The following is a 6,676-nucleotide window of genomic DNA, read 5'->3' on the forward strand; positions in this document are numbered from 1 at the left end:
CGATAAGGATGATTTCGCATTGCAAAGACTTTTGGCTGCCGCTGTGCTGCAAGGAATCTCGAACGCTGGGGAGACAGTGAGCCTAGTCGACCATGACCGCACGGACGAGCGGGAGGAGACGGTCGCACTCCTCGTCGCCGAGATAGAAAGCCTCCGCCGCTATGTCTCGGGACTCATGAAGAGCGACCCGTACGGTGCAGAGGACGTGGTCCAGGAGACCCTGCTGCGCGCCTGGCAGCTCGCGCCCTACCTGCAGTGGCACGAACGCCCGATACGCATGTGGCTGTTCCGTGTCGCCCACAACCTCGTGGCCGACCGCTTCCGCAGGAGCCGGACCTTCCCGGTAGGTGTCACGGCAGAGGACTTCGCCGCCGCGACCACCGTGTCCGTTCCGGACCACGCGGACCGGGTCAGTGACCGCTGCACGCTGGTCGCCGCACTGCGGACCCTGTCGTCTCGGCACCGTGAGGCGGTCGCCCGGGTCCACCTTCTCGGTGAGACCGGAGAGGAACTCGCCCGGAGTCTCGGAGTGCCGCGGGGCACGGTGAAGTCCCGAACCCACCACGGTATACGGGCGCTCCGCGACGAACTGGACACACGCGGCTTCGGCCGTCGGACCGGTGCCGGTACCGGCACTTCCGGAAGGATCGCGGCATGACGGGCGAAGCCGGGCTGACCGCCTGGTTCGGGCTTGCCGGCGCGGTCGTCCTCGTGGCGGCGGTGACCCACTGGCTGGTCAGGCGCGCGGGCGGCTGGCGGGTGCTGCGGCGGCGCGTGCGGAACGAAATGCGGCTGACCGTGCGGGCGTTCGCCCAGCCGGTGCGTACAGAGGTCCGGTACCGGAGCCGGCTGCGGCTGCTCGTCAGACTCCTCCGGGATCCGGGCCTGTGGGCCGATGCCGAGCGGTCCGTGGCCATGGCCTCGGCCGTGGATCCGGCGGCCCGCCCGTACGGGGTGCTCGCCGGTCCCGACCTTCTCGGGGTACTGATGGCCGCGCGCACGGCCGACGGTTCCCTGGCGCCCGTCCCGCCGGAGCCCTGGGCCGCGGACCCCACCGACCCGCTGCTGTGGTGGATCGCCCGCTCTGACGTGTTCGACCTGTCCGGCGCGGCGGATGTGGACGGCGAGCCCGGACGGCCCGTGCCGACGACCGTCGCTCCGCTGCTGGTCTGCGTGGGTACCGACGGGCGCCATGCGGTCCTTCTCGACCTGCACACCGGGCCGCCCGCGGTCTCCGTGTACGGTGCCCCGCAGCCTGCCCGTACGGTCCTGCAGGCGCTCGCCGCCCAGTTGGAGGCCCGCCTCCCGGCGGGCACGGTCGCGGTCTCCGCCGGCGTCCATCCCCGGTACGAGGGCGTGCCCGCGGCCGAGATGGCGGACTTGCCCGGCATCGGTTTCGCGGTGCTGGCGGATCCGGTCGACCGGCCGTTCCCCGACGGCGTACGGCAGTTGACCCTCGGGCCCGCCCAGGGCCGGGCGCGGCTGCTGGCCGCCGACGCCGACGGGATGCTCACCGTGCACGGTGCCATCCCGATCGAGCGGATCGACGCCATGCCGCTGTCCCGAGCGGTGGTGAAGGTGGTGCACACTCTGCCGCCCCTCCCGGTGTCCGGCGGTCCGGACCGGGAACCGCCGCTTCCGGCCACGCCCGTCACGCATGTCGTCCCCCCGAGCGCCGGTGGCGGGGCGTCCGACGACGACCTGCTCGAATCGGACGTCACGTTCGGGGCCGGGTCCGGGTCCGCCGCGGTCCGGACGGGCGGCCCGGCCGCCCGGAGGGCGCCGACCGGACGTACCGACGACGACCACGGCGATCTCACCGAACACGCCTCCGGAGAGTCCGGCAGCCGTGCCGGACTTGTCGGCTCCACCGCCGACGATCTCACCGACCTCTCCGAGCCCACGGCCTCCGGCATCGCCGGCGTCTCGGCCGCTTCCCCGACGCACCGACGCACCGACGGGACACTGTGAACCTCACCATCACCACCGTGGACAGCTCGGACGGAGTCCGCCGCGATCACCGACTGCGGTTGCCCGCCGATGCCACCGTCGGGGAACTCGGCGCCGCTCTGGAACATCGCGAGGAACCGGACGACGGACACGGGCTGGAGTGGGCGACCGCCGCCGCCCCCGCCGCCCGCTCGCTGTACCTGAACGGCACTCTCCTCAACCCCGCCGCACCGGTCGCCGGGACAGGCGTGCGGGAGGGAGCGCTGATCGGCCTCGGCGCCCCCGCCCCGGCCGGCGACCTGGTACGCCTGGCCGGCGACGACGAGTTGGACCTCGTCGAGGTGCACGTGGTGTCGGGACCCGGCGCCGGGCGCACCTGGCGGCTCGGCCCCGGCAGCCACGAGATCGGTTCCGGCCCGCGGTGCGCGATACAGGTCGATGCCGCCCAGGACGCCCCCGCCCGCGGTCTGTGGGTGACGGTCGCCGCGGACGGCAGTGCCTCCTGGCACCGCACCGAGGAAGAGCCCGGCGAGACCGTACGGGCACGGCTCGCGGCCCCGCCGCCGGACGACGCGATGACCGCGCTGCGGCGGCCGCGCCCGGTGCGCCGGGAGACCGAGCGCACGGACACCCCCGGGCGGACGGTGCCGTGGCCGGCCGGCGAGGACCTGACGGTCGGGGCGCTGCTGCTGCGGCTGAGCGTTCTCGTCGAGCCGGACGCCGCGGTCACGCCCTCGGCCGACGGGTACGGCGTCGACTACAACCGGCCGCCGCGCCTCGCCCCGCACCTGGACGCGGAGCGGATCAAGCTGCCCATGCAACCGGCGCCGCCCGGCAAACGCTCGTTCCCGGCCCTGATGATGGTGGCGCCGGTCGTCCTGGGCCTCTTCATGGTCAGCTACTCGCATTCGTACTACTACCTGGCCATCGTCCTGCTCAGCCCGACGATGATGCTGTCGAACTGGGCGACCGGCCGCCGTTCCGCCCGCAAGGACTACGAGGAGGCGACGCGCCAGTACGCGCGGCGCAAGGCGGCGGTCGAGGCCGATCTCCGCGAGGGCATCGCCCGCGAGCGCCGGGTGCGGGACGTCACCGGTCCCGACCCGGCCGCGGTCGCCCTCATCGCCACCGGTCCCGGCGACCGGCTGTGGGAGCGGCGCCGCCACGACCCGGACCACCTGGTCCTCCGCCTGGGCACCGCCGACCAGCCGTCGGTGCGGGAACTGGAGGACCCCTCCCGCGACGCGCACCACGCGTCGATCCGGTGGAACATCCCCGACACGCCGATCGGTGTCGACATTCCTGCGCACGGTGTGGTGGGCCTCGCCGGTCCGGCCGCGCAGGTGCAGCCGGTCACCCGCTGGCTGGTGGTGCAGGCCGCCGTCCTGCACAGCCCCCGGGACCTGCGGATCGTCGTCCTCACCGAGCCCGAACGGGCCGCCGACTGGGCCTGGTTGCGGTGGCTGCCGCATCTGCGTCCCCCCGGTGCGGCCGGACCCGTTGTGCTGGTCGGCAACGACGCGGAGTCCACCGGTGCCCGGGTCGGCGAGCTGGTCTCGCAGATCCAGGCACGCAGGCGCGCGGCCTCCTCGAACCGCAACGGGGCCGTCTTCAGCGAGCCCGACGTGCTGGTGATCGCCGACGGCGCCCGCCGGCTGCGCGACGTGCCGGGCATGGTGCAGGTGCTCGCCGACGGCCCCGGGGTGCGGGTCTTCAGCGTCTGTCTGGACGAGCATGCGCGGCTGCTGCCCGAGGAGAGCACCGGCGTGGTGGTCGCCGACGGGGGCCGGCTGACCGTACGCCGTCCCGGTGCCCCCGACGTCGAGGCCGTCCGCGCCGACCAGGTCACGCCGCAGTGGTGCGAGCAGGTGGCCCGGGCCCTGGCCCCGGTGCGTGACGTCAGCCCCGAGCACGACGCCGGACTCCCCCAGCAGGTGCGCCTGCTCGACCTGCTGGACCAGGAGCCGCCGAACGCGGTCGCCATCGTGGACGGTTGGCGGGTACGGCCCGCCGCCACGTCCTTCGTGATCGGCTCCGGCTTCGACGGGGCGTTCCCCCTGGACCTGGTCAAGGACGGCCCGCACGGGCTGGTCGCCGGTACCACCGGTTCCGGGAAGTCCGAGCTGCTGCAGACCTTCGTCGTCTCGCTCGCCGCCGCCAACCGGCCCGACGAGCTGACCTTCGTCCTCGTCGACTACAAGGGTGGCAGCGCCTTCAAGGAGTGCGCGCACCTCCCGCACACCCTGGGCATGGTCACCGACCTCGATGCCCACCTGGTGGAGCGGGCCCTGGAGTCGCTCGGCGCCGAGCTGCGGCGTCGCGAGCACGTGCTCGCCGCGGCCGACGCCAAGGACCACCCCGAATACCACGCCAAGCGTGCCGCCGACCCCGGTCTCAAGCCGCTGCCGCGGCTGCTGCTGGTGATCGACGAGTTCGCCACCCTGGTCCGCGAGGTGCCGGAGTTCGTCCCCGGCCTCATCAGCATCGCCCAGCGGGGCCGTTCGCTGGGCATCCACCTGATCCTGGCCACCCAGCGGCCGGCGGGCGTGGTGACCGGTGACATCCGGGCCAACACCAACCTGCGGATCGCGCTGCGGGTCACGGACGAGATGGAGAGCCAGGACATCATCGACACCCGGGATGCCGCGAACATCTCGGCGGCCACCCCGGGACGCGCCCTGATCCGGCGCGGCCCGCGGTCGGCCGAGCCGTTCCAGACCGCCTGGGTCGGCGCCGAGCGCCCCCGGTCGAAGGAGGACGGCGAGCGCGCCGCCGAGTCGGACAGGCCGCGCCGGACGGTCCGTGCGGCTCAGCTGTCCTGGGAAGGCCTGGGGCGCGCCGCCGGCCTGCCCGCCGAGACCGTCGACATCGCGTCCGCCCCGCGCACCCCGGCACCCACCGACCTGCAGGTGCTCGTCGACGAGATCCGGACCGCGGCGGACACGCTGGAGGACTTCACCCCCGAGAGCAGCCCGTGGCTGCCGGCGCTCCCGGACGCGCTGCTCCTGGAGGACCTGGACGCGCTCGGTTCGTCGCGCGAGGGACGGCTGCTCATCCCCTACGCGATGGAGGACCTGCCGGCGCTGCAGCAGCGCCGGGTCGCCGTCGCAGATCTCGCCTCGTTCGGGCATCTGTACGTCATCGGTGCGCCGCGTTCCGGCCGCACCCAGGTGCTGCGCACGCTGGCCGGCTCCGCGGCGCGCGGGCTGAGCTGCGCGGACGTGCACCTGTACGGCATCGACGCGGGCGGCGGCGGTCTCTACGCCATCTCCTCGCTGCCCCACTGCGGTGGTGTGGTCTCCCGGCACGACACCGAACGCCTCGGCCGCCTGCTGCGTCGACTCAACAAGGAACTGACAAGACGTCAGGAGCTGGCCCAGCAGCACGACGCGACCGGCATCGCGGAACTGCGCCGCCTGCTCCCCGAGGACGAGCGTCCCGCCCACATCCTGCTGCTCGTCGACGGCTGGGACGCGCTGTCGGCCATCCTGGACGAACACGACCACGGCGTGTTGGCGCAGGAGGCCGTTCGGCTGGTGCGCGAGGGAGCGGCGGCCGGCCTCCACCTTGTCGCCACCTCCGAACGCGTGCTGCTGGGCGGCCGCATGGCGGCGCACAACGACCACAAGCTGCTGCTGCGTCAGGGCGACCGCAGCGACTACCAGGCCGTCGGCCTGATGCCCGGCAAGATCCCCTCGGACATCCCGCCGGGCCGCGGCTGGCACGTCCTGAGCGGCACCGAGACCCAGGTGGCGCTGCTCGCCCGGGGCGGCGGCACCGAGCAGGCGGAGGCGCTGCGCGCCATCGGCGACACCGCCCGCAAACGGGACACCCGCGTACCGCAGAGCCGTCGGCCGTTCCAGATCCCCACGCTGCCCCGGTCCGTGGAGTTCCCCGAGGTGTACGACCAGGTGGCCGCCGGGCTGCGGCGTCCGCTGTGGGGCCTGGTCGGCGTCGGCGGCGACGAGGTCGAGCCGGTCGGCGTGGACCTCGCCGGCTCCTCGTCGGTCTTCGGTGTGCTCGGCCCGGCCGGGTCCGGGCGCAGCAATGCCCTCGCCTCGCTCGCGGTGTCGCTGCTGGCGGGCGGCACCTCCCTGGTCGTCCTCACCCCCCGGGAGTCGCCGCTGCGTGCGCTCGCCCGACATCGCACGGCACGGGTGCTGACCGGCGACCCGTCGGCGGAGGAGCTGCAGGCGGCGCTGGACGCGCTGTCCGGGCCGCGGGTGGTGGTGGTCGACGACGCGGACCTGCTGATCACCCCGGCCGCGGACCGGGTCCTCAAGGAGATCGTGGTCTCCGGGCGCGACCGGGGCCTCGGCCTGGTTTACGCCGCTTCCGCGGACAGTATGCAGGGCGGCCTGGGCAGCTGGACGATCAGTGCCCGCCGCGCCCGCCGCGGCCTGCTGATCGGTCCGAAGGCCATGGCCGAGGGCGACCTGATCGGCGTGCGCCTGACCACGAGCGTGCTGCGCGGGGATGTCCACGCAGGCCGCGGCTGGATGGCGGGACCGGGTTCCACGTTGATGGCGGTGCAGGTTCCGCTGACCACGCTCAAGGCGGACTGAGGCGTCGGGCGTTCCCTCTCGGCGCCGTGCGCAAGGGCGCCGACAGGGGGAAGGGGCGGGCCCGGATATATCTCCATACATAAATGTAATATAATGATTTGTGTCAAGAGTAAAGAAAGAGGGATTTTGCATTAACATGGCGGAAAGAATAAATTATGGAA

At 73.2% G+C, this 6,676-nt stretch carries 3 protein-coding genes; all 3 read left to right on the top strand.

Features of this window, described 5'->3' with window-relative positions; all coding sequences use genetic code 11:
- Window positions 1-76: 76 nt before the first annotated feature.
- Genes ABT137_RS49430 through ABT137_RS49440 form a run of 3 tightly spaced genes read left to right on the top strand, consistent with a single transcriptional unit; the run spans window position 77 to window position 6,515 of the window.
- On the top strand, window positions 77-658 hold the full coding sequence (locus ABT137_RS49430) for a sigma-70 family RNA polymerase sigma factor (RefSeq protein ID WP_351720291.1): 582 nt from the start codon (window positions 77-79) through the stop codon (window positions 656-658).
- Window positions 655-1,971, top strand: coding sequence for a hypothetical protein (locus tag ABT137_RS49435; protein WP_351720294.1), 1,317 nt, complete (start codon window positions 655-657; stop codon window positions 1,969-1,971). The genes ABT137_RS49430 and ABT137_RS49435 overlap by 4 nt, the downstream gene beginning before the upstream one ends.
- Window positions 1,972-1,988: 17 nt before the next feature.
- On the top strand, window positions 1,989-6,515 hold the full coding sequence (locus tag ABT137_RS49440; RefSeq protein ID WP_351720297.1) for an FtsK/SpoIIIE domain-containing protein: 4,527 nt from the start codon (window positions 1,989-1,991) through the stop codon (window positions 6,513-6,515).
- The last annotated feature ends 161 nt before the right edge of the window (window positions 6,516-6,676 follow it).

Source organism: Streptomyces sp. NPDC001980, assembly GCF_040296885.1.
In the GTDB taxonomy this organism is placed as follows: domain Bacteria; phylum Actinomycetota; class Actinomycetes; order Streptomycetales; family Streptomycetaceae; genus Streptomyces.

Excerpts from the sequence above, each read along its gene's own strand:
- ABT137_RS49435 (WP_351720294.1), top strand. The coding sequence starts at position 655 with ATGACGGGCGAAGCCGGGCTGACCGCCTGGTTCGGGCTTGCCGGCGCG.